Below are 24,132 nucleotides of genomic sequence, written 5' to 3' on the forward strand. Positions count from 1 at the left end.
GCGCGGGCGCGGCGGGCGGACGCCCACGACTGGTGTGTCTCCCCGTTGAGAAGGCGGAGCTGCTGCGGCGCCTGGCCGAGCGCAACGGACGTGACGATGCCAACGCGCTCACCGTCACCCCCCGAGGCGCTGGACGACTCTTCGCCCGCTTCGAGCCCCCCGGGCCCCCGACGAGGACGCGGATCGTCTACACCGCGACGAGGACGCCGTGCTGCGGTGGGGCCCACTCACTCCTCCTGGCCGTCGTCGTCATCGTCAAGGTCGACGGCGTCCGGGGCGCGCAGGGGCCGCATCCCGTCGACCGGCTGGGAGGCGGTGAAGCTGACGGCTCCGTCGACAGAGCCGGAGCGGCTGCGACGCGCCGGTTGGATCTTCGACAGGTCAGAACACCATCGGATGGGGCAACGTTGGTCAGAACCTGTGCCCGCCGACCGGCCACCGGAGTCACGATGTCGTACGACAACCTGGTCATCGTTCTCGCGGTAGCGGCTGGCGCCCCGTTCCTCCTCGCCGTGGTGCCCCGCGTCCCTCTCCCGGGCCCGGTCCTCGAGATCGTGGCTGGCGTCGTTCTTGGCCCGGCGGTGCTGAATGTGGTGCAGCCGGACGCCACCGTTCAGGCCTTGTCGATCATTGGACTGAGCTTCCTGCTGTTCCTTTCCGGGCTCGAGATCGACTTCCAGCAACTACGCGGGTCGCGGGCGAGGCTCATCGGTATTGGACTGGCCGGCACACTTGCGCTGGCCGCGACCGTCGGCTGGATGCTGTACATGGCCGGGTTGGTCGAGAGCCCGCTGCTGATCGGCATCGCGCTGGTGGCCACGTCTCTGGGGCTTCTGGTCCCGATCCTGGAGGACGCGGACGCGGTCGACCGGCCCGTTGGCCAACTGACCATCGGTGGAGGCTCGGCAGGTGAGATCAGCGCTGTGGTGTTGCTGTCGCTGTTCTTCTCCGAGCATGCATCGGGCCCGGCTTCCAGGCTGCTTCTCCTGCTCAGCCTTGCTTGCCTGGTGGCGCTCATCGTGGTGGCCTCAATACGTGCTGGACGCTCCATGTGGCTGTCCCGGACGGTAGTGAACCTGGCGGACACGAGCGCTCAAATCCGGGTCCGCTTGACAATGGTTCTGGTTGTTGGTCTGTCCGCGGTCGCCCTGCATCTCGGATTCGAGGCCGTTTTGGGTGCCTTCGTTGCAGGGGCCGCGCTACGGCTGGTCGACCCCGACGCCGAACGGACGCACCCGCAGTTCCACGTCAAACTGGAGGGCCTCGGCTATGGATTTCTCGTCCCTGTCTTCTTCGTGACGAGCGGTATCCAGTTCGACCTTGGAGCCCTGTTCGCGGACGCCGGAACGGCGCTGCGGGTACCGATGTTCCTTGCCGCGCTCCTCCTCGTTCGTGGAGTGCCCGCATTGGTCTACCGCAGCGCCGGCCTCTCGCGCGCCGAGGTCATGGCCAGCGGACTCTTGCAGGCCACATCCCTCCCGGTCATCGTGGCCGCGACGACGATCGGCTTGAAGTTGGACGCGATCCGACCGCCCAACGCCGCCGCGTTGGTGGCGGCAGGCCTGCTGTCAGTGGTCGTGTTTCCTCTGACGGCCTTGCCGTTGCTGAACCGTTCATGGAGATCCGCAGGACCGGAGCACAAGAAGGAGGCGGATTGATTCCGAGAACGGCTCCGCCGGCCATCACTTGGCAGGGGGCCTCGCCCTGCCCCAGGGCGACGCGACTCCGAGAGGACACGCGCCCGACACGGCGTGTACGCGGCAGATGAATGCGGTCAACAAGGGTGCCTGTCAATGTCACCACCGGCTGTCTGGGGTCGGCCGCCGAAGCGTATGCCGAGTTCGGCCGCTATCGACGCCACAGCCGCCGGGTGACGCTAGGGAGCTAGTGTCTCGTGATCCTGTCTGTGGTACCTGACGCTTCTCTGCCTGCTGAGGTGGCGCTTCGTGCGCGGATCGTGTTGTGGTCCGCTGAGGGGCGACGGCGCAAGGACATCGCCGAACTCGCCGGGGTGGCTGCGGTGACGGTGGACCGCTGCAAGGCGCGTTATGCCGGGCTGGGTCTGGCCGGGCTGGAGAACAAGCGGCCGGGAGGGCCGCGTGATCAGGTGCCGCCGCAGACACGCGGGCGGGTAGTACGAGCTGTGCGTCCTGGTCGCGCTGCGGGACGCGGTCCGCCACCGCGAGACCTACGTCGAGGGCGCGGCCCGCTGGCGCAATCCGGAGGACGACCTGCCCGGCGACTTCGAGGCCACCCGCACCGTGCACTACGCCGCGATCCGCCAGCCACTGAACCCGAGGGCGTTCATCGCGGATCTGAAGAAGCGCATGACCGCGGGCCTGGACAGCTGTCCGGCGCGCTCGCGGACGGCTCGGCGGGCGGGGTGAAGGTCACCACCCGCAAGGGCGAGCCCTGGATCACCGTGCCGAAGCTGGAGCCGCTGGCCGAGCCCACCGGTCTCCAAGCCCTCAAGGAGGAGGTCGCACGGCGCTGGGGCGTCCTGGACCTGCTGGACGTGCTGAAGAACGCCGACTTCCTCACCGGGTTCACCGAGGAGTTCTCCTCGGTGGCCGCGTACGAGCGCATCGAGCGTGACCTCCTCCAACGCCGCCTCCTGCTGGCCCTCTTCGCGCTGGGTACGAACATGGGCATCCGCGCCATCGTGGCCACCGGCGAGCACAGCGAGACCGAGACCTCGCTGCGGCACGTGCGCCGGCACTTCATCACCGTCGACAACCTGCGGGCCGCCGTGACGAAGCTGGTGAACGCCACCTTCGCCGCCCGCGACACCGCCTGGTGGGGCCGCGGCACCGCCTGCGCCTCGGACTCGAAGAAATTCGGGTCCTGGTCCTCGAACTTCGTGACCGAGTACCACGCCCGCTACGGCGGCAACGGCGTGATGATCTACTGGCACGTCGAGCGCAAGAACGTCTGCATCTACTCCCAGCTCAAGAGCTGTTCGTCGTCCGAGGTCGCGGCGATGATCGAGGGCCTGCTTCGGCACTGCACCGACGCCGAGATCGAGTCCAACTACGTCGACACCCACGGCGCGAGCGTCGTCGGGTTCGCCTTCACCGAGCTGCTCAACTTCCTCCTGCTGCCCCGGCTGAAGAACATCGGCAGCACCGCCTGTACCGCCCCGACGACACCCCGCCCGGCTGGCCAGCCCTCGGCGCCTCCCTCACGCGGCCGATCCGCTGGGAGCTGATCGAGCAGCAGTACGACCAGATGGTGAAGTATGCCACCGCGCTCCGGCTCGGGACGGCGGAGGCCGAACAGGTGCTGCGGCATTCACCCGCGGCGGCCCCAAGCGCCCCACCTACGCCGCGCTCGAAGAACTCGGCCGTGCCGTGCGCACCATCTTCGCCTGCGACTACCTGGCCAGTCCCGGCCTGCGCCGCGAGATCCACGGCGGGCTCCTGGTCGTGGAGTGCTGGAACAGTGCGAACACCGTGCTGCACTACGGCAAGGACGGCGCCCTCACCGGCCCGACAAGGAACACGCCGAGATCTCCATGCTCGCCATGCACCTGCTCCAGGCCGCGCTCGTCCACGTCAACACCCTGCTGGTTCAGCAGGTGCTGGCCGAACCGGCATGGGCGAAGAAGCTGAGCGACGAGGACCGGCGCGGCCTGACCGCCCTGTTCTGGTCCAACGTCAACCCGTACGGCACCTTCCGCCTCGACATGGACAAGCGGCTTGACCTGGCTCCCCTGGCCGTTCCCCGTGCACGTACGCCGTCGGACGCCTCCGCGCTTGTGTGAGCCGAGGCAGCTTGCACGAGCTGCCCGACTGATTCCACTATGACCTTCACGACGGTTGAGGCTTCGGCAGCCCGTATCACCGCCGGTGTCACCGTCGAGGTCAGCTGTCGACGGTGACACCGGCTGGTGATCGCGACGCCGTTGAATGCGTTCTGACGTGTCCGTCCGGCACGCGTGTGATCGCCTCGGTCGGGCGGAGGGCGGCGCGGTCGGTCTCCTGTTCAGTCTTCCGTGACGCGGATGATCGTCTTGCCGGGGGTGCGCGTGCCGGGGGCGAACGCGGAGGGTGCTTCGGCAAGGGGCCGCACGGCGCCGACGACCGGCTTGAGCCGGCCGTCCCTTACCCGCTGGGCGAGGTCGGTGAGCCGGGCGCGGTCGGGTTCGACGACGAAGAAGACCGCCCGCCCATCCTTGGGCTGGACCTTGGGCGGCATGGCGATGGTGACGAGCGTGCCGCCGGCGCGCACCAGGGCGGCCGAGCGGTCGAGGATGTCGCCGCCGATCACGTCGAACACGACGTCGGCCGCGCCGGCGTCCTCCAGCTTCTCGGCTTGCAGGTCCAGGAAGGTGTCGACGCCCAGGGCGAGTGCCCTGTCCCGGCCGGAGGCGCGGCCGGTGCCGATGACGCGGGCGCCGGCCTCGCGGGCGAGCTGTACCGCGATCGAGCCGACGCCGCCCGCGGCGCCGTGGATCAGGACGGTCTGGCCGGTGGTGAGGCGGCCGTGGTCGAACAGGGCCTGCCAGGCGGTCAGCCCGGAGATCGGCAGTGCGGCGGCCACGGTGTGGTCGATGTCCGCCGGCAGCGGGGCGAGGTTGCGGGCTTCCACCGCGGTGTACTCGGCGAGCGTGCCGTTGCGGGTCCAGTCGGCCAGGCCGAACACCCGCTGTCCGACGCTCAGGCCGGTGGTGCCGAACCCCAGCTCCACGACGACACCGGACAGCTCGTGCCCGGGCACGCTCGGCGTCCGGTCGCGGCCGGCGCGATCGGTCCACGTTCCCGGCCAGTCCAGCTCGCCAGGGGTGAAGCCCGAGGCGTGCACCCGCACGATGACGTCGTTCCCGGCCGCCTGGGGGTAGGGCATGTCCGTCAGGGACATCCCTGCAAGACCGGCGTCACGGTCTCGCACAGTGATGGCTTGCATACAGGTCCTTACTGGGAGGGGCGACTCAAGCGCACAGCCCGTTCACACGCAGAGTTCACAGCGGCTCGTCATCGGATCGATCTCATCCGCTCGCGCATTCCTTCGTCGCCCGTTTGCTTTCTCATCAGGGAAACGAGGTAGCTCCTCCGGGTGTGACAGCTCAGACGCGCACGAGTTTGTCGGTATTGATGACCCTGCGGTACGCGGTGATCAGACCGTCTGTGATCTGGACCGTGTCCACGGAGTAGACCCGGCCTTCGCGGTAGAACACCAGGGCGAGCTCGCCGCCGACCTCAGCGAAGTCGATGCGGTCCGGATGCCACTGGCGCCCCACAAGCACCATGACCTCGGCGACGCGCTCGCCGTCGTGGATGAGCTTGCGTGCCGCGAAGACCTTGCCGCCGCCGTCGGTGACGTAGACGGCCACCGGGTGCAGGAGCCTGACCAAGCTGGCCAGGTCCCGGCCTCGTACGCGGCACGGAAAATCGAGGACGCGTTCACGCTCCGCCTTCGACGCCTGCGGCATGGACTGCTTCGCCTTGGCCACCCGCCGTCGCGCCCGCGAGGCGAGCTGCCGGGCACCCGGCACAGAGACGTCCAGCAAGTCGGCGATCCGGCCGAACTCAAGACCGAAGACATCGTGCAGGACGAAAGCCACCGCTCCGGCGGGCTCAGCTCTTCCATGATCAGCAGCATCGCCGAACTGACGGACTCATCGACGAGTACCGGCTGCGACGCGTCCGGCCCCGTCAGCAGCGGCTCCGGCAGCCACGGCCCGACATAGGTCTCCCGACGGAGACGGGCACTCTTGAGAATGTCGTACGACCGCCGCGAGGCCACCGTCACCAGCCAAGCCCGCAGACACCGATGTCCTGTAGATCCGCTCCGGCCGCCCGCAACCACACATCCTGGGTCACGTCCTCGGCATCGGCCACACTCCCCAGCAGCCGGTAGGCCACACCGGAAACCGCAGGCCGGTGCTCCTCCCATCCGGCTCCGAGCGAGTCCTCCTGCTCAGACCGTCCGGGCCCGTGCCCGTCACCCATGCAGATCGCAACCTCCTCCAGCGTGCGGATCCAGCGTAGCTATCCGAACTCGGGATCTTTGAAGACAGCTCCGCGGAAGCGAGCGAGCCCGCTCAGACCGACGACGTAGGGCGGCGGTGTTTCACAGGTGGTCGCTCGTGAAACAGCCGGTTGGGCGGTGACCCACCTGGGCATGCGACGGCCGAGGCGCGCGATCCCATGCGTGAGCGATGCGTGAGCGGAGTTGAGTCGATCCAGCCATCGGCTCCGTCCCCTGAGTCTTCTTTCCTGGCTTCGGATTGGGTCTTCACACCGGCGGCTCACCGAACAGCCGCCGATAGGGACACCGACGGGCAGGCCGCTGCTCGGCCTTTCCCTCCCTCGCCCTGACAGGACAAGGCCCAGTCCACCCGATGCCACTGGTCTGCCGAGCGCGCTCGGCAGACCAGTGGCAGAACACCCTCATACATGAGGCCCGACTCCTCCCGACGAGGTCCCGGGACGCACGCGGAGGGGAGATCGGCCCTCATGGGGGTCAGGTCAGGCGGAGCGCTGGATGCGGGCCAGACGATCCGCGCGGCTGCGCCGGGACGGGGACAGGATGTCCGCCTCCACACCGGCGCCTTGGCCGGGTGTCGCATCCCATCTGCGGAGCTTGTCGGCGACCTTCCTCACCCGCTCATCGTTCGGGCCGGCGTCGATGTAGAACAGCGATTCGTCCACCTCGCTGTCGTCGCCGCCCCAGCGCACGACGCCCTCGCAGTCGGCGAGGATGTCCCGCAGCGTCAGCTCCTGGGAGGGGAAGAGCCCGCCCTTCGCGCCGGCGCCCGGCCGGATCTGCACCGCGGTACCGGAGGCGAGGTTCGACTCCGGAAGGCCCTTGCGGAGCTTGCCGATGTCCCGCCAGCCGGCCAGGTCGATCCGCTGGATCTGCTCGACTTCGTAGTGGAAGCGGCGGATCACGTGGACGAGAATCAGCTCCACGTCGCCGATCCGGACGTCGACCTTGAGCCCCGTACCGGCCACAGGGCGCGTCCACACCGTCGAGATGTGGTTCGCTTCCTTCTCGAGGGGCCAGCCGTTCGCAGACGTCGGGGGCTTCTTCGGCTCCGCCTTCGGCGTGGCCGAGGCTGTGCCCGGCGCGAAGGAGCCCATTGCGGCCACGGCACCGATCACCGCGGCGCCCTTCACCACGGCCCGCCTCGCTATGTCGTTCTGCACGTCTTCAATTCCTCTCTCATAGAACGATCATGAGCGCGATCGACGGCGCAAGAGTCATCAGGGCACCGGCCGGCCAGTACAGGCGAGCGTCCAGCGCCGTCCTGCGCCGGACAGGGCGGTTGGCGAGCCACCAGACCAGAGCGAACAGCGTCATCACGGGGCCCCCGACCAGCAGCCATGGCAGCATGCCGTCGTTCTCCGTCGGCTCCCGCTGCGTCCAGCCGACGGCAGCGAGTGGCCAGTTCACCGCGAAATACCACAACAGCCACACCGGAACGACACCGGGAATTCCCAGCAGCAGGTTCACGCCCACGGCTGTCAGCAACCACTTCCGCATGCGCCCACTATTCACGCCCATGATCGGGGTCACTTGTTGCGCGACAGCCGGTTGTAGTTCTCCAGCACGTTGTACAGGCCGATCAACTCGCGGCCGTACTGCTGGGCATCGTCACCGGTCCCGTTGTACCGGGCCAGCAGAGCCTGCGTGTCGGCCAGGCTGGTGCTCAGACTCGGCCTGGCGATCCCGAGCTGGTGCGCGTTGTAGACCGTCAGATAGGCGACCGACCGGATGTTGTACGTCGGGTCCTGGAGGTCGTCCCACACCGCCCGGACATCGTCGTTGGTCAGCGGGGTGCCGTTGATGATGCCCTGCTGCATGCAATAGTTGCGGGCGTCGATGGTCACCCAGGCGAAGATCTGACCCCAGCCGGTGCTGCAGTCGTCCTTCAGCCCGTTCTTGACGGCTTCGTCGGCGGCGAAGTCTCCGGGATTCAGCTTGCGCAGCTCCCACAGGACCGGCGCCTGGATCAGGGCCTTGCGGAGCTTGAGCTGCCGCGCCAGCGACGTGAACAGCCAGTCCGCACTCAGTACGAGGTCGTACGCCTTGGTGGTGGAGATGCCGCCCAGCGTGGCCCAGTCCTTGTCGGTCCAGCCGTCGCCGCCGGTTTCCGGAACTCCAATGGACGTCAGATAGTTCTGGACGTCCTTCAGCATCGTGTCCCGGTACGCGGCCTTGTCCAGGTCGACGTCCAGGCCCTCGGTGTACGAGCCGGCGTTGAAGTCGCCCTGGCCGGTGTCACGGCCCGAGGCGATGTTGTTGTCGATCTCGATCGCGCCGCTGCCCGAACCGACGGTGATGGTGGCGATCTGGTCGAACGCCCAGTTCGTCGGCATCGGATAACCGAGATTCCCCGAGAATCCGCTCGACATGTCCGACACGAAACTCGCCGCCGAGTACCCGGCGTCCGCGATGCGCTGGCACACGTTACGCGGTCCGTAGACGCCCACGCCGTAGCTGGAGTTCTCGCCGATCGTGCGCATCACGCCGCGGAAGTGCGGGACGATGTACTGCGTGACCTCACCGTCCATCGCGTCGTAGTCGACCGCGAAATAGATGATCGTGCCGGGCTTGAATCCGTGATACTGAGCCCATTCGATCGCCTTGAACGCGTCACTCGTGCCCTGGTTGTAGCTGAAGTAGTCCGCCGACCGGCTCCACGTCTGGAAGATGGGGAAGCAGCGCAACCCGTACTCCTTGATCGTGGCGAGCTCACCGGGTTGGATCTGCTTCTCCGGCAGGCTCGTGCTGGACGGGTTGAAGAGGTACCGGCCGATGTACTTGTAGCCGGCGTCCTTCAGGGCCTGCGCACGCGCCGGCGTGATCATCGTGACACCGTCGCACGCCGTGCCCTTGCGGGACTGGTCGCCGTAGGAGACGAGCAGCGAGGCCCACGTCTGGAAGTCGCCGAGTCCGGTGGCCGGCAGTTTGACGAACGACTGGAAGCTCTCCACGGCGGTCTTCACCTCGGCCGTGAAGTTCCCGAAGGAAACACTCCGCTTGTTGAGGACCATTGCCGCGGTGAACAGCTGCGCCCACGTGCCGGTCGTGCCGACCGAGACCGTGTGGGACTTCAGGCCGGCCTGTGTGCCAGGCCCGAAAACACCGTTCGCGGTGCCGTCGGCCATGCCCAGCTCGTACTGGATCGCGAACAGCATCGACTTGGCGACATCCCGGGAGTGGTAGCCGTCGCAGGGGATGACGTAAAAGTCCTTGCGGAGGATGTACCGGCCGTTCAGCCACTGCTGAATGGAGCGGATGGCGTCCGAACCGTTGTTGACGGTGACGTAGGCATCCATGTTGAACAGGCCTTTGACGACCTTCGGCCACAGGGAACTGCCCGGATACGTGGCACTCACGCCCATGTTCTGGTTCAGCTTGACGACGGCGGCCTTGACCCGAGAGTTGTACGTGCCGTCGATCTCGCCGCCGTCGTAACCCTTGCAGTACAGGGCGGACTGGATGATGCGGCAGAAGTTCGCAGAGGGGATGGTTGTTGCATCCAACTTGCCGTACTTCGCCCCGATCGTCGACAGTGTTGTCGGGCCGAAGGAGTCCGACAGAGCGGTGATGCCCATTTCGTACTGGAGCGCCCGCGTCAGGGCGTACATCGTGGGCCAGCCGGTGACGCCGTTCTCGTCCAGTTTGGATATGCCGAGTGTCGCGCCGTTGTTGTAAGTCGTGTTCACAAATCTTTGGGCAAGACGAACCATCTCGTCGGCCATGAACTGTCTCCTGACATCTGGGTGCGCATGAAAAGGGAGTAGGTCGAGCAGGGCTGGGAGGCCGTCCCGATACGGGCGGGCAGCGAATTGGCCCAGCGTGTCGGGGCACGGGGGGGCAAAGCGGTCGCGTTGCGGCGGCCGGTCGCGGGTCAGCCGCGTAGTGCCTCCGTCGGGGGCACGCGCGAGGCCCGCCAGGCCGGATAGAGGCCGGCCGGCCGCCCCGTGGCCAGGCCGAGCGCGGGAGCCACGGCCGGGGTGAGGGGCTCCAGGACTCCAGGACGGGCATCCTTCGCTCACCACCGAGACGCCAACGACGACGGCCATGCCGAGCGATGTTCCGGCGGCCTTCGAGCAGTCCCAACGCGGGGGCGCAGCAAGCAGGGGATGCGGCTCCGCCCCCACGAGAAGTGGATTGTTCAGCGGCAGCACAGGCCCGCGATGGAAGGGCGGCTATCGTTCCAGTCGGCTACTGCTGGTGATCTCGACCTCGGGATTGCCAGGTACGGGGTGCTCGGGGTCGCCGGGGGTGAGTTCGGTCGGCCAGGTGGTGCCGGGGTGGACACCGGTGGTGTGGGTGTCCACGTGCACGGTGGCGCTGTAGCCACCGGGGCCAGTGACCCTGATGGTGACCCTGTAGAAGGCTCGTTCACCGCCGTGGTTGGTGACCGTGACCGGTACCCGGAGCCGCCCGTCAACCTTCCTCGGCCGGTACACCAGCACGTCCCCGTCTTCGGCTGTGGCGATCGGCTTGCCGAAGCCGTAGTCCTCCGGAGCCGGGATATCGGTGTTCCTCACCACCGGCTCGCCTTCAGCCGCATGTGCCGCCCGCTGCCGCTCTGCTTCCTCCCGGGCGCGCTCAACGGCGCCTTCGGCCGATCCGCCGGTGGGAGGCGTGGAGGACTTCTCGCCCCAATGGGAGGCACTGTTCGCCTCGCCGGCCGGCGACGGAGCGGCACCGTGCTCGGCGGGCCGTTCGGCTGCCGCGGCGTCAGCGTCTGCCTGAGTCGAGCATCCGGCCAGCAGCACCGCAGTCGCGGCGGCGGCCAACGCGCTCACGGCCCTAGTCGCACAGGTACGCATAGTCCGTCCCGTAGTTGATGTAGAGCGTTCCGGAGGAGGACCACATCTGGGCGGTCACGTGCGCACAGACCGGCTCAGAGGTGTAGACGGGGCCTGCGTACTGGCTGAAGTTGCCCTCGTCGGTGTCGCACACGGTCTTCTTCCAGTTGCACACCTTCAGCTTCATGTGGCGGGTGGCGCCGAGGTTGTTGTCCATGATCGAGCAGCCGTGGTCGTTGCCGCCCTTGGTGTAGTTGAACAGGGTTGCGTGACGCATGCTCGGGTCGGTGCCCTTGGGCAGCGGGGTGACGGTGCTGAGTTCGTAGCCGGAGCCGCACACCGTCGCGGCGGCCGAGACCACCTCCGGGTTGGCCTGGGCGTAAGCCTTCGTCTGTGCGTTGGCGCTCTGCGCGACTTTCACATCGGGCTTGTCCGAGGCAACAGCCTGCGGCGCGATAAGGGCAGTCGCGGTCAGTGTTGCTATGGCGACGGCCATGCGTCTGACAGGCGTAGTGATAGCCATGAACGGGTTCCCCCTGATGAAGTTGTGCGGGACCGGTCGTATCCCAGCTTCAAGCGCTCTTCCACCCGTTGCGATGCCTTGCCCAGGTGAGGCGGGCCGGCCCCGCGGTCGGCGGCAACCCTAGCCGCAGGACAGTTCGAGTCACAGCTGTGAACCATCCGAGGGGGCAGGGGCGAACAGGGGTGGATGGCAGGAGTGGTGACGCATGGTCACCAGATATAGTCAATAGGCCCATTACGTGATGGGAAATCCGCCTTTGGGTCTTCACCGGAACATCACATTCAGTATGGTGTGTATTGAGTCACATGTGGTGTCAGTGTGTGGACCTTCTCGCCGCCCCCTGTACGGAGCAGCTGGTCCCCGCCCCCGCCCTGGAGGCGATGGCCCGGGCTTACCGCGCTCCCAGAGCATCCGATACAGCGGCAAGCACACAGGGTGATCTCTCGGCTGCGTCGCGACACATACGCGACACCTCAACATGCGCGCCTACCTGGCCCGGTGGCATGGTCCTGGATATCCGCTGACCTGGCCTCTTACGTTTTTCTGCCATCAACTGCCCCGCAACTGTCCTCAACCCCTCCTATCAGGACGGCTTCGCGCAGGCCGTCGAGGGGCGGGTGTCAGTGGCCGGTGTCACGCTGAGGTCATAGGGATCTGCGAAGGGAGTCGCCATGATCACCACTGACGTTTCCGGCTCGCCGTGCTGGCTCGATCTCGGTGCGCCCGATGTCGCTGCCGCGGCAGGCTTCTACGGCTCGGTGTTCGGCTGGGAGTTCCAGTCCTACGGTCCGGACGCGGGCGGATACGGCGTCTTCCGGCGGGACGGAAAGGTCGTCGGCGCGGTCGGGCAGCTGACCGAGGAAGGCGCCCGCTCGGCCTGGATGATCTACTTCCACACGCCCGATGCGGATGCCGCGGCGCAGACCGTGGAGCGGCTGGGCGGCTCGGTGCGGGTGGCGCCGATGGGCACCGCAGGCGAGGGGCGGATGGCTCAGTTCAGCGACCCGCTGGGCGGTCAGTTCGCCGTCTTCCAGCCCGGGACGAACGCGGGCCTTGAGGAGGTGAACGTGCCGGGCAGCCTGTCCTGGACCGAGCTCTACACCACGGACGCGGCCGCGGCGAAGGAGTTCTACGGGTCGCTCTTCGGGTGGGAGACCCAGGACATTCCGCTGCCGGGCGGTGGGGGCACCTATTCGCTGATCACTCCCGCCGACGGCGATGAGGAGCGCATGCAGGGCGGCCTGATGGAGCTCCCCGCGGAGCATCTGGCCCTCACCGGCGGCCGCCCGTACTGGCATCCGGTGTTCGCGGTCGCGGACTGTGACGCCACGGTGGCGAGTGTCACAGAGGGCGGCGGCAGCCTGCAGATGGGTCCTGAGGACGCGGAGGGCGTGGGGCGGCTGGCCGTCTGCCTCGACCCGGCCGGTGCGGATTTCGTGGTGCTCAAGCCCGTGGAAGCGCCCGTGTAAAGCGGAAAAGCCCTGATTAAAGCTGACATTTCTTCGGCCCGGATCTCCACGGGATCGGTGCTGGATCGCTACGGGATCGTGCACTGGATCATGCTGCGCCGCCCGCCGAACGTCGCGTATCGTCCCGGAAATCCCACATCCGTATCCGCTCCGGTGCCGGATTGAGTCCGTCCTGCCCCTCCCCACCAGGGGGTACCCGGCGGTAATGTCAGCGCCCTCCTAAGAGGAGGCGGCGCTTCCGGGGCCGCGGGTTTCGATCTCGAAAGTGCGAGGGGGCCTGATGGCAGCGAACACTCATCCCGCGCATTCCCGTGGGTCGTACGGCGGCTCCGAGGAGCGCTGGCGGCGGATGTGGAGCCACCGCGAGCAGTTGCTGAAGGTGGCCCGCCGGAGGTCCATGAGTCTCGAGGACGCCGAGGATGCGGTGCACGAGGCCATGCTGCGCGCGGTGGAGAACCCTCATGTCGACGAGGAGCGGCTCGGGGCATGGCTGACGACCGTGACGATGCGGCTGTGCGCCGACCGGTACCGGCAGGTCAACCGGGAGGCGCAGGTGGGCAGTCGGTCGACCTTCGCCGTCCCCCCGCCCCCGCCCGTCGAGGAAGAGGTGTGCGACCGCGCGGAGGCGAAGTGGCTGGCGAGCCGGAGCGATGAGCTGCCCGCCCGGCAGGCCGAGGCGCTCTGGCTCAAGTCGGAGGACCTGGACGTCGGTCAGGTCGCCCGGAAGATGGGCCTGAGCTACCGCACGGTCGAGTCGCTGCTGGCCAGGGCCCGGCGGACGCTGCGCAACTCGCTCGCCGCGACGCTGGGGGCTGCCCTGTGGGCGAGCGGGCAGGGACGGCACCGGGCGCCCGGCGGAGGCGCGCAGGCCGCGACGCTGGTGTCCACGGCGGCGACGCTGGCCGTTCTGGGATTCGCCGCGCCCCACTACCCGTACGAGCCGGACGGAGCCCGCCCCACACCGACCTCTCCCGAGGCGACGGAGGACTGGCCCACGGCGTCGTACGAGAGCGATATGCCTCCGGCCTCGTCCGGGTCCGCCGCGATATCCACGCCCGCCGGTCGGGGTGGTGCGCTCGCGGGTGACCTGGCCGCGGAGGTGCAGGCCATGCTGCCCGAGGCGGTGACGCTCCCGGGGCTGGCGGTTCCCTCGGTGCCCGCCGTCCCGCCGGCTGTGCACATTCCGTCGGTTCCGACCGTCCCGTCGGTACTGTCCGTGCCGACGGTTCCCGACATCCCGGACGTTCCCGGCGCTCCGTCGCTCGACGACGTTCCGTCGGCTCCCTCCGCCGACTCGGCTCGGTCACACATCCCGAACTTGTCGGACTTGTCCGGCCTTTCCGGTCCGTCCGCCCCCTCCGTTTCGAGCTCGCCCTCCGGCGTCGACCCGTCGGCCCGCCTGGGCGGCGCGACCGCTGACGACTCCACCGGGCGGCACGCCGACTCGCTGCCCACGGGCTCGCTGCACACCGACGTTCAGCCCTGATCAGCACGTGATTGCGGGCCCGTAAAAAAATTCGGATTGCTCGCGACGGACGGCCCGCCCGCCCCCGTAGAGCAGATGACAGTAGCTGCTTCAGGGTCGAAGGGCGGAGCGAATGGGTGTCGAGATCTGCGTGGAAGGGTTGACCAAATCCTTCGGTCACCAGGTCATCTGGCAGGACGTCTCGCTGACTCTGCCCGCAGGAGAGATATCGGTCATGCTCGGCCCATCGGGCACGGGTAAATCGGTCTTCCTCAAAACGCTGGTCGGGCTGCTCAAGCCGGACCGAGGCTCCATATGGATCGACGGGAGGGACGTCACCGCGCTTCGCGAGCACGACCTCTACGAGGTGCGGAAGCTTTTCGGCGTCCTCTTCCAGGACGGCGCGCTGTTCGGGTCGATGGACCTCTACGACAACATCGCCTTCCCGCTGCGCGAGCACACCCGCAAGTCCGAGCGGGAGATCCGGCAGATCGTGCTCGAGAAGATGGACATGGTCGGCCTGATCGGGGCCGAGGGAAAGCTGCCCGGTGAGATATCCGGGGGTATGCGCAAGCGGGCCGGTCTTGCGCGTGCCCTGGTGCTCGATCCCGAGATCATCCTGTTCGATGAGCCCGACTCCGGCCTCGACCCGGTGCGCGTGGCCTATCTCAACCAGCTGATCGTCGATCTCAACGCGCAGATCGACGCGACGTTTCTGATCGTCACGCACGACATCGCCTCGGCCCGCCTGGTGCCGGACAACATCGGGTTGCTGTTCCGCCGCGAGCTGGTGATGTTCGGGCCCAGGGAAGAGCTGCTGTCCAGCGGCGAGCCGGTGGTCGGCCAGTTCCTCAACGGGCGCATGCAGGGCCCCATCGGGATGGCCGAGGAGAAGGACGCCGCCCAGGTCGAGCAGGAGCTCGCCGAGCTCGACGCCGGCAACCACATCGGCCCGAAGGGCGGCAAGGGCGCATCCGGCGCGGGTGTGACCCCCCGCCTGCTGCCCAGCGAGGGCATCGTCCGCCCGCCGCGCTGGCAGGAGATCGCCGAGTACGAGGAGAAGATGCAGCGGCTGCGGGAGCTGCGGGTTGCCTCCGAGGGTGCGGTCGGCGCGGACAGCCGGGGGGTGACCGGCAAATGAGCCTTTCGCCCACCAACGCGCTGAAACATTCCGGCAGCCTGTTCGCCCTGTTCATGGACGTCCTGCGGACGCTTCCGCGACGGCCGCTCCAGATACGCGAGTTCATCCAGCAGTCCTGGTTCATCGCGAGCGTCACGATTCTGCCCACCGCGCTGGTCTCCATCCCGTTCGGAGCCGTGATCGCGCTCCAGATCGGCAGTCTGACCCGGCAACTCGGAGCGCAGTCCTTCTCCGGCGCCGCGTCGGTCCTCGCAGTGCTGCGCGAGGCGTCCCCGATCGTGACCGCGCTGCTCATCGCCGGTGCGGGTGGTTCCGCGATCTGCGCTGACCTCGGGGCGCGCAAGATCCGCGAGGAGATCGACGCCATGGAGGTGCTCGGGATCGACCCGATCCACCGGCTGGTCGTTCCGCGGGTGCTCGCCTCGATGTCCGTTGCCGTCCTGCTCAACGGACTGGTCTCGGTGGTCGGTGTGGCCGGCGGCTACTTCTTCAACGTGGTCCTGCAGAACGGGACGCCCGGCGCCTATCTGGCCTCCTTCACCACCCTCGCCCAGCTACCCGATCTCTATTGGGCCGAGCTGAAAGCACTGCTCTTCGGGGCCATCGCCGCAATCGTCGCCTCGTACAAGGGCCTGACGGCCAAGGGAGGCCCCAAAGGTGTCGGAGACGCGGTGAACCAGTCGGTCGTCATCACCTTCATGCTGCTGTTCGTCGCCAACTTCGTGATGACGGCGATCTACTTCCAACTCGTTCCGCAGAGGGGTTAGTCGATGGCGCTGTCGGAACGATTCATCACAGGCCCCCTCCGCTCCCTCGAGGAGCTCGGCGGCCAGCTGTCCTTCTACGGTCGCTCGCTCGCCTGGACCGGCCGCACGATGCGCCGCTACAAGAAGGAAGTCCTGCGCCTGCTGGCCGAGGTGAGCTTCGGCCGCGGAGCGCTGGCGGTCATCGGCGGCACCGTCGGGGTCATCGCGTTCCTCACCTTCTTCACCGGAACCGAGGTCGGCCTCCAGGGGTACGCCGCGCTCAACCAGCTCGGCACGTCGAACTTCGTGGCGTTCATCTCCGCCTACTTCAACACCCGTGAGATCGCGCCCCTGGTATCCGGGCTCGCCCTCTCCGCGACCGTCGGCGCCGGCTTCACCGCCCAGCTCGGCGCGATGCGGATCAGCGAAGAGGTCGACGCGCTGGAGGTGATGGGCGTCCCCTCGCTGCCCTTTCTGGTCACCACGAGGATGATCGCCGGTTTCGTCGCGGTGATCCCGCTGTACGTGATCGGGCTGCTCTCTTCCTACTTCGCCGCCCGCACGATCACCACCGGCTACTACGGGCAGTCGTCGGGCACGTACGACCACTACTTCCAGCAGTATCTGCCGCCCGTCGACGTGTTGTGGTCCTTCGGCAAGGTGATCGTCTTCGCCGTCGTGATCATTCTCGTCCACTGCTACTACGGCTACTACGCGAAGGGCGGCCCGGCGGGCGTCGGCGTCGCGGTGGGCCGGGCGGTGCGCACGTCCATCGTCGCCATCAACATCATGGACTTCTTCCTCAGCCTGGCGATCTGGGGAGCCACCACGACTGTGCGGATCGCGGGGTAGCAGACAGATGCCGATATTGACACCGACACGGATGCAGACGCCGGCTCCGGCTCCATCCCCGGCGAAGGCCCGTACGCCCGGCGGCAAGCTGCGGCTCTACGGCATTGTCTTCATCGTCGTCCTCGGGTTGCTGCTTGCGCTGACGGTCGCCATCTACCAGAAGGCGTTCACCCCGTCGGTCCCGATCACCCTCCAGGCGACCACGACCGGCAACCAGCTGGAGCCGCCCGCCGACGTGAAGCTGCGCGGCCTGATCGTCGGGGAGGTCCGGGAGGTACGGGCTGACGGCGAGAAGGCGACGCTCGACATCGACCTCAAGCCCGAGCACACGTCCCGCATCCCGGCCGACGTCCAGGCCCGGCTGCTGCCCAAAACGCTGTTCGGCGAGAAGTACGTCGACCTGGTCGTCCCCGACCACTCCCCGCAGCGGCCCATCCAGGCCGGAGACGTCATCACCCAGGACCGCACCAAGGCGGGCATGGAGCTCCAGAAGCTGATGGACGACCTGCTGCCGCTGCTGCGCGCGGTCCAGCCGGGCAAGCTGAACGCCACGCTGTCCGCGTTCGCCGACGCGCTCGAGGGGCGCGGCGACGAGATCGGCACCAACCTCGTCCGGGTGGAGCGCTACTTCCACGAACTCAACCCGCACATGCCTGCCATGCAGGCGAACATCTCGAAGTTCGCGGACGTGGCCGAGATCTACGCGGACGCCGCCCCCGACCTGGCGAGGATCCTGCGCAACTCGATCGCCAGCAGCAAGACGCTGGTGGAGAAGAAGCAGACGTTCGCCTCGGCCCTGACCGGGACCACCACCTTCGCGGGCACCGCGGAGAACGTGATCGATGACAACTCCGAGCGGCTCATCGGCCTGGCCCGGGTCTCCCGGCCCACCCTGGCGCTGCTCGCCCGCTACTCGCCCGAATACCCCTGCCTGCTGCGCGGCCTGGTGAAGTCGGAGCCGCTGGCCGAGCAGATTTTCAAGGGCGGAAAGATGCACATCACCCTGGAGGTCGCTCTGCCCCGCTCTCCCTACAGCCCCGGCGAGGAGCCGCGCTACGCCGAGCGCTCAGGACCGAGCTGCCGGGGCCTGCCCAGTCCGCAGAAGCCGTTCCCCGGGGCCAAGCTGAACGATGGCACCAAGGGCTCCGGCTCCTCTTCCCACTCCACGCCCGGCCTGCTCAGCGGCGTGACCGGTACGGCGGCGGAACAGCAGGTCGTCGGTTCGCTGGTGGCCCCGGTCATGGGCGTGCCCGCCGACGAGGTGCCCGGCGTGGCGACCCTGCTCTTCGGCCCGATGGCCCGCGGAACGGCGGTGAGCGTCGCATGAAGGCACGGGAGACGGCCGCACCGCTGATCAAGTTCGCGCTTTTCGCCGTGGTGACTGTGCTGGCCACGGCCCTGCTCGCGGCCACCATCGTCAACATACGGTTCACCGACGAGGACACCTACCAGGCGGTGTTCAGCGACGTCACTGGCCTGGAGAAGGGCGACGACATCCGGGTGGCCGGGGTCAGGGTCGGCGAGGTGCAGGACATCCGGATCAAGGACCGGACGCTGGCCGAGGTCGAGTTCACCGCCTCCAGCGACCGGCCGCTGCTCGCCTCCTCCGGCGCGGTCATCCGCTACCGCAACCTGGTCGGACAGCGCTACATCGCGCTGACCGAGGGCGCGGGGAAGAGCAGCGATCGGCTCCGGCCCGGAGCCACCATCCCGCTCTCCAGGACCCAGCCCGCCCTCGACCTCAACGCGCTGCTCAACGGCTTCAAGCCGCTGTTCGCCGCGCTGAGTCCGAAGGACACCAACCAACTGGCCACGGAGATCATCAAGACGCTCCAGGGCGAGGGCGGCACGATCAACAGCCTGCTCGCGCACACCGCGTCGCTCACCACGACGCTCGCCGACCGCGACGAGCTGATCGGCTCGGTGATCGACAACCTCAACGACGTGCTCGGCACGGTGGACAAGCGCAGCACGCGCTTCTCCGGCCTCCTCAAGCAGCTCCAGCGGGTGATGTCCGGGCTGTCCGCCGACCGTAAGGCGATCGGTGACTCGCTGGTGGGCATCAGCGACCTGGCCGGCGCCACCTCGGGCCTGCTCGAAGACGGACGCCCGGCGCTGAAGTCCGATATCGCCCAGCTGTCCCGGCTCACCGGAACGCTCAACAAGAACGAGAAGACCGTGGAGGGCGTCCTGAAGCGGCTCCCGCGCAAGCTCAACAAGCTCACCGCCACCGGCTCGTACGGCTCCTGGTTCAACTTCTATCTGTGCGACTTCGACGGCCGTGTCGTGCTGCCGAAGACCGCGGAGGCCATTACGCCCCGGCTCCACGTCGACCAGGCGAGGTGTGGTCGGTGATCCCCTTCCGCGAACGCAACCCCGTAACGATCGGGGCGGCCGGCCTCACCACCATCGCGCTGCTCATCGCCGCGGCGTTCAATGTGGAAAGCCTTCCGCTGATCGGCAGCGGCGAGAAGTACAGCGCCGCTTTCTCCGAGGCGGGCGGCCTCAAGTCAGGTGACGAGGTCCGTATCGCCGGGGTCAAGGTCGGCAAGGTCGACGACGTCGAGCTGGACGGTGACCACGTCAAGGTCACCTTCCGGGTCAAGGGCGAGCCGCAGTTCGGGACCAGGAGCGGCGCCGCCATCCGGGTCAAGACCATCCTCGGCGCCAAGTACCTGTCCCTGGAGCCCAAGGGGACCGGGCAGTTGGAGCCCGGCAGCGAGATCCCGATCAACCGGACGGTCCCGGCCTACGACGTGGTGCAGGCGTTCAGCGACCTCACCACGACCAGCGAGAAGATCGACCACAAGCAGGTGGCGAAGGCGATGGACACGATCTCGGCGACGTTCAAGGACTCGCCCCCCGAGGTCAAGGCGTCGCTCAACGGTCTGTCCCGGCTGTCCAGGACGGTGGCCTCGCGCGACAAGGCGCTGGGCGATCTGCTCAAGCGCGCCAACGGCGTCACCGGGGTGCTGTCCAACCGCTCGGACGAGCTGGTCTCCATGATGAAGGACAGCAACGCGCTGTTCGAGGAGATCCGCAAGCGGCGCCAGGTCATCCACACCCTGCTGGTCAACGCCACCACGCTCGGGGTGCAGCTCTCGGGTCTCGTCGAGGACAACCGGAAGCAGATCGGCCCGGCGCTGAGCCGGCTGAACACGGTCGTCCAGATGCTGCAGCGCAACGAGAAGAGCCTGAACCGCAGCATCAAGCTGATGGCGCCGTTCGCCCGGGTCTTCACCAACACCCTCGGCAACGGCCGCTGGTTCGACACCTACGTCCAGAACATGGTCGCGGTTAATCCCGCCTCGCCCCGCGGCGGGGGCTCCGCGCAGACATCCCCGGGAGGTTCACGATGAGGGCCGCCTCCAGGAGGAACAGGACACGGCGCAAGCTGCAGCGCCGTATCGCGCTCGCCGTCGCGCTGGCGCTTGTCACGGGACTGGCCGTGGCGCTCTGGCCGCAGCAGGACAACGTCAAGGTCACCGCGTACTTCCCGCGCACCGTCGGCATCTACCCCGGTTCGGACGTCCGCGTCCTCGGCATCCGCATCGGCGAGGTCAAGAAGATCACGCCGCAGGGTTCCCGGGTGCGGGTGGAGCTGGAGTACGAGGCGGACAAGAAGGTGCCCACGGACGCCAAGGCCGCCATCATCAACTCCTCGGTGGTCAGCGACCGTTACGTCCAGCTGCTGCCGGTCTACCGCAGCGGCCCGGAGATGAAGAGCGGCGACGTCATCCCCCAGAACCGCACGGCCGTCCCGGTCGAGCTGGACCGGATCAACGACAGCCTGCACACCACGGCCGAGGCGCTCGGCCCGCGTGGCGCCAACAAGGACGGCTCGCTGAACCGGCTGCTCGGGGTCAGCGCGGACAACCTGAAGGGGCAGGGCGGGAAGATGCACCAGATGGTGAAGGACCTCTCGCTGGCCGTCTCCACCCTTTCGGACAGCCGCAAGAACATGTTCGGGACGGTCCGGAACCTCCAGGTGTTCACGTCCGCGATGGCGGCGGACGACAAGAGCGTCCGGACCTTCAACGACAGCCTGGCCGGCGTGGCGGAGCAGCTCTCCGGTGAGCGCAAGGAGCTCGGGGAGGCGCTCAAGCAACTGTCGATCGCCCTCAAGGACGTGGCCGGTTTCGTCAAGGGCAACAAGAAGTCGCTGACCTCCAATGTGAAGGGTCTCAGCGAGGTGACGCGCGTACTGGTCAAGCAGCGCGCCGCGCTGGAGGAGCTGATGGACGTCGCACCCGCCGGTCTCGGCAACCTCAACAACGCGTACAACCCGGAGTCCGGCACGCTGGACACCCGCAGCAACAGCGAGCAGTCGCATGACCCGGCCAGCGTGCTGTGCTCGATCTTCAAGACGACGGGAGAGAGGTCCGACTGCGGGGAGCTGCAAGAGCTCTTCAAGTCCCTCCCCGACATGCCGAAGGGCGACCCCGTCACCGGAGCCCCCCAGCAGGCCTCCGCAGGGACCGCCACAACGGACAAGACGCTCGGCGGGATTCTGGGGGCCAGCGCATGATCGTCCGGAACGAGGCCGCCCGCCCCGAGCGGCGGCACAGGACCGGCTTCGCGGCGAACGTCCGGCGCACGGCCGCCCTGTGGGTGGCCGCCGGGTCGGTGCTGCTGTCCGGCTGCGAGTTCAACGGCCTGTACGACGTCCAGCTCCCGGGCGGCGCCGCCGCGAACGACGACGCGTACCACGTCACCGTCGAGTTCCGGGACGTCCTCGACCTGGTGCCGCAGTCGGCCGTGAAGGTCAACAACGTCACCGTGGGCGCCGTCGAGAAGGTGGAGCTCAAGGGCTGGCACGCCAGCGTCCGCCTGCGCATCGCGGACCATGTGAAGCTGCCGGAGAACGCGGTCGCCGAAATGCGCATGACCAGCATGCTCGGCGAGAAGTACGTGTCGCTGGCCAAGCCGGCGGGCGTCCAGCCGGTCGGGAAGCTCGAGGACGGCTCGCGGATCCGGATGTCCCGCAGCAGCAGGACCCCGGAGATCGAGGAGGTGCTCTCCGCCCTCTCCGCGCTGCTCAACGGCGGCGGGGTGGCCCACCTCCACACGATCACCAAGGAACTGAACAACACGATGGAGGGTCGCGAGGACCGGATCAAGAACCTGCTCACGGAGCTGGACACCTTCCTTGGCGGCCTCGACCGGCAGCGCTCCGAGATCGTCCGCGCGATGAAGGGCATCGACCGGCTCTCCAAGCGGCTCCGGAAGGAGAAGACCGCGATCGGCGAGGCCATCGACACCATGCCGCCCGCGCTGAAGGTGCTGGCCGACCAGCGCCGCAACCTCACGCGGATGCTGCGGTCCCTCTCCAGTCTCGGCAAGGTCTCGACGAAGGTGATCAACGCGTCCAAGGACGATGCGATCGCCAACCTCCGGAACCTGCAGCCGATCCTCACCAAGCTCAACCAGGCGGGCAACGACCTGCCGAACGCGCTGGAGCTGCTGACCACCTATCCGTTCCCGCGCAACGCCCCGGACGCCATCAAGGGCGACTACACCAACCTGCACATCACTGCGGACCTCGACCTCAAGAGCATCTACGGCAACGTCACCGAGGACCCGAAGAAGCCGCGCGAGGGCAAGAAGGACGACGGCGGGAAGCCCGGCGTGCCGGAGGCACCAGAGGCACCGGACGCGCCGGAGGCACCGGACGTGCCGGAGTTCCCCGGTCTCCTCGAGCCCACCTCGCTCCCGGAGTCGGATGGGGGCCAGGACACGGGCGGCGGCGACGCGACGTGCCTGCCGCTGTGCACCGGAACCCAGGCCTCGTACCGCACCTCCGGCATCGGCGGACCGGTCTATCCCAGCGGTTTCGACCTGGCTCTCGCGAGGCTCATGACGAAGGGGATGCTGTCGTGATCACCCGTATGGTCAAGGCGCAGCTTCTCGCCTTCACCGCCATCACCGCCGTGGGCGTGTCCTACGTCGGCGCGGAGTACGCCGGCCTCGGCGACCGGATCCTGGACCGCGACTACACGGTGCGGGCGAACTTCGCCGACTCCGGAGGCATCTACTCGGACGCCGAGGTGACCTACCGAGGGATCCCGGTGGGCCGCGTGGGCGAGCTGCGCCTCGGCGACTCCGGCGGTGTCTCGGTGGAGCTGCGCATCAAGGACGGCCCGCGCATCCCCTCCGACACCCTCGCCGTGGTGGCCAACCGCTCGGCGGTGGGCGAGCAGTACGTCGATCTGCAGCCGCGCGCCAGGAGCGGCCCGTATCTGAGCGAAGGCTCCGTGATCGCCCAGAGGGACACCCGTACCCCGCTGCAGACGACGAAGCTGATCAAGGGTCTCGACCGGTTCGTCCAGTCCGTCGACAAGAAGGACCTGAAGATCACGGTCGACGAGCTGGGCAAGGCGTTCGCGGGCACGGGGCCGCACATGTCCCGGATGGTCGACTCGGGCAACGCGCTCGTGAAGGAGGCGAGCGACTCGCTCCCCCAGACGATCAAGTTGATCGAGGACTCCCAGGGTGTGCTGCAGACCCAGATCGACAAGGGCTCGTCCATCAAGTCCTTCTCCCGCGATCTGGCGGACCTCACCGAGCAGATCAAGAACAGCGACGGCGACTTCCGCAGGCTGATGGACGGCCAGACGTCGGCCGCGCACGAGATGGACTCGCTGCTGAAGGCCAACCAGAGGGCGCTGCCGGTGCTGCTGGGGAACCTGATCAGCGGAGGCCAGGTGAGCGCGGCACGGCTGCCGGGCATGGAGCAGACCCTGGTGACCTTCCCGGCCGTCGTCGCCGGCAGCTTCACGGTGCTCCCGGGCGACGGCACCAGCCACTTTGGTATGGTCCTCAACTCCGACGAGCCCCCGGCGTGCCGGCAGGGATACGGCAGCACCCAGCGTCGCTCCCCCAAGGACACCAGCGAGCGGCAGGCGAACACCTCGGTCCGCTGCACGGAGCCGCGCGGCAGCAAGACCTCGGTGCGCGGTGCGCAGAACGTCCCGCAAGCGGGTGGCTCCGCCTCCGGGAGCCGGGCCGATCTGGCGTCGTACGTGGCGCCCTACGACCCCGCGTCCGGCCTCGTCACGGGACCGGGCGGAGGGGCCGTCCAGATCGGCTCGACCGGGGGAGAACAGAACGTGTTCGGAAAGGACTCATGGCAATGGCTGCTCGTTGGACCGATGGCATGAATGT

At 67.8% G+C, this 24,132-nt stretch carries 20 protein-coding genes and 2 pseudogenes; 14 read left to right on the plus strand and 8 right to left on the minus strand.

The features are described 5' to 3' along the window. Nucleotides 1-449: 449 nt before the first annotated feature. From ACTWP8_RS30205 to ACTWP8_RS30215, 3 genes and pseudogenes are all read left to right on the plus strand, one after another. Nucleotides 450-1,658, plus strand: a complete 1,209-nt coding sequence (locus ACTWP8_RS30205) for a cation:proton antiporter (RefSeq protein WP_443325261.1) — start codon at nt 450-452, stop codon at nt 1,656-1,658. A 299-nt stretch (nt 1,659-1,957) separates the two neighbouring features. Continuing rightward, a pseudogene (locus ACTWP8_RS30210) lies at nt 1,958-3,228 on the plus strand (Tn3 family transposase); the annotation flags it as partial. 122 nt (nt 3,229-3,350) lie between these two features. After that, nucleotides 3,351-3,763, plus strand: a pseudogene (locus tag ACTWP8_RS30215) (Tn3 family transposase). A 221-nt stretch (nt 3,764-3,984) separates the two neighbouring features. On the opposite strand, the gene ACTWP8_RS30220 reads toward ACTWP8_RS30215, so the two are convergent. The 8 genes from ACTWP8_RS30220 to ACTWP8_RS30255 form a co-directional block, all read right to left on the minus strand. Then, nucleotides 3,985-4,905 (minus strand): NADP-dependent oxidoreductase, encoded by a 921-nt coding sequence (locus tag ACTWP8_RS30220; protein WP_443325262.1) that lies wholly within the window; start codon nt 4,903-4,905, stop codon nt 3,985-3,987. A 160-nt stretch (nt 4,906-5,065) separates the two neighbouring features. Next, nucleotides 5,066-5,563 (minus strand): sigma factor-like helix-turn-helix DNA-binding protein, encoded by a 498-nt coding sequence (locus ACTWP8_RS30225; RefSeq protein WP_443325263.1) that lies wholly within the window; start codon nt 5,561-5,563, stop codon nt 5,066-5,068. A gap of 184 nt (nt 5,564-5,747) precedes the next feature. Continuing rightward, entirely contained in the window at nt 5,748-5,951 is a 204-nt protein-coding gene (locus ACTWP8_RS30230; protein ID WP_443325264.1) for a sigma factor, read from the minus strand. Nucleotides 5,952-6,470: 519 nt separating this feature from the next. Further along, the gene (locus ACTWP8_RS30235; RefSeq protein WP_443325265.1) at nt 6,471-7,151 is read right to left on the minus strand and encodes a hypothetical protein; all 681 of its coding nucleotides are present in this window, start codon (nt 7,149-7,151) and stop codon (nt 6,471-6,473) included. A gap of 16 nt (nt 7,152-7,167) precedes the next feature. Beyond that, the gene (locus ACTWP8_RS30240; protein ID WP_443325294.1) at nt 7,168-7,509 is read right to left on the minus strand and encodes a hypothetical protein; all 342 of its coding nucleotides are present in this window, start codon (nt 7,507-7,509) and stop codon (nt 7,168-7,170) included. Nucleotides 7,510-7,517: 8 nt separating this feature from the next. After that, a complete protein-coding gene (locus ACTWP8_RS30245) occupies nt 7,518-9,713 on the minus strand; it encodes a glycoside hydrolase domain-containing protein (RefSeq protein ID WP_443325266.1) in 2,196 nt (731 codons plus the stop codon). A 450-nt stretch (nt 9,714-10,163) separates the two neighbouring features. After that, complete coding sequence (locus tag ACTWP8_RS30250; protein WP_443325267.1) at nt 10,164-10,769, minus strand: hypothetical protein; 606 nt, start codon at nt 10,767-10,769, stop codon at nt 10,164-10,166. A gap of 4 nt (nt 10,770-10,773) precedes the next feature. Then, the gene (locus ACTWP8_RS30255; RefSeq protein WP_443325268.1) at nt 10,774-11,268 is read right to left on the minus strand and encodes a hypothetical protein; all 495 of its coding nucleotides are present in this window, start codon (nt 11,266-11,268) and stop codon (nt 10,774-10,776) included. 698 nt (nt 11,269-11,966) lie between these two features. On the opposite strand from ACTWP8_RS30255, the gene ACTWP8_RS30260 reads away from it, so the two are divergent. From ACTWP8_RS30260 to ACTWP8_RS30310, 11 genes are all read left to right on the plus strand, one after another. Then, entirely contained in the window at nt 11,967-12,764 is a 798-nt protein-coding gene (locus tag ACTWP8_RS30260; protein WP_443325269.1) for a VOC family protein, read from the plus strand. Between the two features lie 280 nt (nt 12,765-13,044). Further along, nucleotides 13,045-14,250, plus strand: a complete 1,206-nt coding sequence (locus tag ACTWP8_RS30265; protein ID WP_443325270.1) for a sigma-70 family RNA polymerase sigma factor — start codon at nt 13,045-13,047, stop codon at nt 14,248-14,250. Between the two features lie 112 nt (nt 14,251-14,362). Next, nucleotides 14,363-15,370, plus strand: coding sequence for an ABC transporter ATP-binding protein (locus ACTWP8_RS30270; protein WP_443325271.1), 1,008 nt, complete (start codon nt 14,363-14,365; stop codon nt 15,368-15,370). Beyond that, a complete protein-coding gene (locus tag ACTWP8_RS30275; RefSeq protein WP_443317825.1) occupies nt 15,367-16,137 on the plus strand; it encodes an MlaE family ABC transporter permease in 771 nt (256 codons plus the stop codon). The genes ACTWP8_RS30270 and ACTWP8_RS30275 overlap by 4 nt, the downstream gene beginning before the upstream one ends. A 3-nt stretch (nt 16,138-16,140) precedes the next feature. Beyond that, on the plus strand, nt 16,141-16,968 hold the full coding sequence (locus ACTWP8_RS30280; RefSeq protein WP_443325272.1) for an MlaE family ABC transporter permease: 828 nt from the start codon (nt 16,141-16,143) through the stop codon (nt 16,966-16,968). 31 nt (nt 16,969-16,999) lie between these two features. After that, complete coding sequence (locus tag ACTWP8_RS30285) at nt 17,000-18,295, plus strand: MCE family protein (RefSeq protein WP_443325273.1); 1,296 nt, start codon at nt 17,000-17,002, stop codon at nt 18,293-18,295. Continuing rightward, nucleotides 18,292-19,323, plus strand: a complete 1,032-nt coding sequence (locus ACTWP8_RS30290; protein WP_443317822.1) for an MCE family protein — start codon at nt 18,292-18,294, stop codon at nt 19,321-19,323. Before ACTWP8_RS30285 ends, ACTWP8_RS30290 begins: the two co-directional genes overlap by 4 nt. Further along, nucleotides 19,320-20,327, plus strand: a complete 1,008-nt coding sequence (locus tag ACTWP8_RS30295; protein WP_443325274.1) for an MCE family protein — start codon at nt 19,320-19,322, stop codon at nt 20,325-20,327. Before ACTWP8_RS30290 ends, ACTWP8_RS30295 begins: the two co-directional genes overlap by 4 nt. Continuing rightward, complete coding sequence (locus ACTWP8_RS30300) at nt 20,324-21,496, plus strand: MCE family protein (protein WP_443325275.1); 1,173 nt, start codon at nt 20,324-20,326, stop codon at nt 21,494-21,496. The genes ACTWP8_RS30295 and ACTWP8_RS30300 overlap by 4 nt, the downstream gene beginning before the upstream one ends. Then, nucleotides 21,493-22,848, plus strand: coding sequence for an MCE family protein (locus ACTWP8_RS30305; protein WP_443325276.1), 1,356 nt, complete (start codon nt 21,493-21,495; stop codon nt 22,846-22,848). Before ACTWP8_RS30300 ends, ACTWP8_RS30305 begins: the two co-directional genes overlap by 4 nt. Next, nucleotides 22,845-24,128: an MCE family protein gene (locus ACTWP8_RS30310; RefSeq protein ID WP_443325277.1), complete on the plus strand. Its 1,284-nt coding sequence runs from the start codon at nt 22,845-22,847 to the stop codon at nt 24,126-24,128. The genes ACTWP8_RS30305 and ACTWP8_RS30310 overlap by 4 nt, the downstream gene beginning before the upstream one ends. The last annotated feature ends 4 nt before the right edge of the window (nt 24,129-24,132 follow it).

Source organism: Streptomyces sp. 7N604 (assembly GCF_052245475.1).
Classification (GTDB): Bacteria; Actinomycetota; Actinomycetes; order Streptomycetales; family Streptomycetaceae; genus Streptomyces.

Coding starts and splice junctions, on each gene's coding strand:
- ACTWP8_RS30240 (WP_443325294.1), bottom strand. CDS start 7,509: ATGGGCGTGAATAGTGGGCGCATGCGGAAGTGGTTGCTGACAGCCGTG.
- ACTWP8_RS30270 (WP_443325271.1), top strand. CDS start 14,363: ATGGGTGTCGAGATCTGCGTGGAAGGGTTGACCAAATCCTTCGGTCAC.
- ACTWP8_RS30280 (WP_443325272.1), top strand. CDS start 16,141: ATGGCGCTGTCGGAACGATTCATCACAGGCCCCCTCCGCTCCCTCGAG.
- ACTWP8_RS30290 (WP_443317822.1), top strand. CDS start 18,292: ATGAAGGCACGGGAGACGGCCGCACCGCTGATCAAGTTCGCGCTTTTC.
- ACTWP8_RS30255 (WP_443325268.1), bottom strand. CDS start 11,268: ATGGCCGTCGCCATAGCAACACTGACCGCGACTGCCCTTATCGCGCCG.
- ACTWP8_RS30275 (WP_443317825.1), top strand. CDS start 15,367: ATGAGCCTTTCGCCCACCAACGCGCTGAAACATTCCGGCAGCCTGTTC.
- ACTWP8_RS30220 (WP_443325262.1), bottom strand. CDS start 4,905: ATGCAAGCCATCACTGTGCGAGACCGTGACGCCGGTCTTGCAGGGATG.
- ACTWP8_RS30205 (WP_443325261.1), top strand. CDS start 450: ATGTCGTACGACAACCTGGTCATCGTTCTCGCGGTAGCGGCTGGCGCC.
- ACTWP8_RS30230 (WP_443325264.1), bottom strand. CDS start 5,951: ATGGGTGACGGGCACGGGCCCGGACGGTCTGAGCAGGAGGACTCGCTC.
- ACTWP8_RS30300 (WP_443325275.1), top strand. CDS start 20,324: ATGAGGGCCGCCTCCAGGAGGAACAGGACACGGCGCAAGCTGCAGCGC.
- ACTWP8_RS30285 (WP_443325273.1), top strand. CDS start 17,000: ATGCAGACGCCGGCTCCGGCTCCATCCCCGGCGAAGGCCCGTACGCCC.
- ACTWP8_RS30265 (WP_443325270.1), top strand. CDS start 13,045: ATGGCAGCGAACACTCATCCCGCGCATTCCCGTGGGTCGTACGGCGGC.
- ACTWP8_RS30260 (WP_443325269.1), top strand. CDS start 11,967: ATGATCACCACTGACGTTTCCGGCTCGCCGTGCTGGCTCGATCTCGGT.
- ACTWP8_RS30305 (WP_443325276.1), top strand. CDS start 21,493: ATGATCGTCCGGAACGAGGCCGCCCGCCCCGAGCGGCGGCACAGGACC.
- ACTWP8_RS30245 (WP_443325266.1), bottom strand. CDS start 9,713: ATGGCCGACGAGATGGTTCGTCTTGCCCAAAGATTTGTGAACACGACT.